Origin of the sequence: Aliivibrio sp. SR45-2 (assembly GCF_963890165.1) — a bacterium.
Lineage (GTDB): Bacteria > Pseudomonadota > Gammaproteobacteria > Enterobacterales > Vibrionaceae > Aliivibrio > Aliivibrio salmonicida.
Genome location: NZ_CAWPRC010000060.1, coordinates 1 through 1,446 on the forward strand (window position 1 = coordinate 1; position 1,446 = coordinate 1,446).

Here is a 1,446-nt window from a genome sequence, read left to right on the forward strand (position 1 = left end):
ATAACGCCTTTATTTCATGGATGGATGGGGATCAGTGAAGATGCAACAAATAGCATTCAAAATGCGTCTTGTAATGGACTTGGTTGGTTTGACTTCGAAAAAGTGTGGATTAAACCGGAAATGAACTAAATAGTCCGTACTCATACATTGAGTACGGACTATTACGTTAAGTACGCGAGCGTTACTTCTTAGGTTGGTAAAATGTACGAATTGCTTGGGCGAGAGCGGCTTTTACTTCAGGAGTAATCGTACAAACAGATGTTGTTGGTAATACGTCAAGCAATTTACCAACTAATTGATCTAAAGGTGCCGGTGTTTTTGCTTGCCAAGAGGTTAATAAATCACGATTTAGATGAGAAGGAAGTGAACCTAACGTTCCGACATCATTTTGATTATGAACTAATAATCCTGCGGTTGTGCCTTTATCAAGAGTTAATACTTGATAAAAGTAAAGCGTATGATAATCAAGTTGTAATTGATGTTCTTTTTCTGTTGTTTCTTTTTTTGATACTAAATGTGATTGGAGAATATGAACGTAAGTATCGATGACTTTAGTTACGAATTGGTTCGCAAATTCACTCCCATCTGCCGATGTTGGATTAAATCCTTCTAAATAGAAGTGACTTACGCCACGGCGTTTTTGTAATGCAGGGATATCGAAATAGGTATTTCCCAATTTTCGTCCAGAGAGATAGTTTTCTTTGGCTGCTACTTTTAATGTTTGGTCAAAATATTCTTTGTCGTCTTTATCTATGATTGACGGATTGAGATCCGCCATAATACGCTAATAGCTTTGACCGTCTTTATGTGTGGTCCAGCTGATATGTATATGAAAAGAAGGTGCAAAGGGTAGTGAAGGGTGAATGATAGAAGAAAGAGCCGTTGCACTATCATAGTGTTTTGTGTCGTCGTTCTCATAATGGATTTGCGATACATTTATAGAGGCGCGATTAAAAATACCATTGGGCAATGCTTCAAAGCGCATACCTCCACCGTGCAGACCTTCATCTCTTAACCATTCCACTTCTTTAAATGTCGTATTGCTATTTATGCTATCACTAACGTTAAGTAATTTAGTTTTGAAATAAGTTTGTACTTTAGTCAGTAGACTTAACACTTCTTGAGCTTTTTCATTAGTTGCATTGCTTCGCATGTGACATCCTGTAGACATAGTTCATAATGGGTAATTAATTTGACGCCGCTAGTGTAGAGTATTTTGTTCTTGTTTTCTTCTTATGAATTCACTTCACACTACTATTAATAGAGGTCCAAATGACAAAACCAAATAAGAAAGGGCCGTCTAAAACGGTTCAAATTTATTGTATAAAATGTAAAACCAAACTGTATAAATACAGGAAAGGGGGAAAAGGTGCTTTAGTGAAATGCTTTGTAGAGAGGATAGTTGATGATTTTACCAGTGTTGCTGGAGAGTGCCCTAATTGTAAT

The 1,446-nt window shown here is 36.7% G+C and carries 2 protein-coding genes; both read right to left on the minus strand.

Annotated features, from left to right (window positions below):
• Positions 1-181: 181 nt before the first annotated feature.
• Entirely contained in the window at positions 182-778 is a 597-nt protein-coding gene (locus tag AACV33_RS02985) for a coproporphyrinogen III oxidase (RefSeq protein ID WP_255458672.1), read from the minus strand.
• A gap of 6 nt (positions 779-784) precedes the next feature.
• Entirely contained in the window at positions 785-1,153 is a 369-nt protein-coding gene (locus AACV33_RS02990) for a hypothetical protein (protein ID WP_255458673.1), read from the minus strand.
• Between the last annotated feature and the right edge of the window lie 293 nt (positions 1,154-1,446).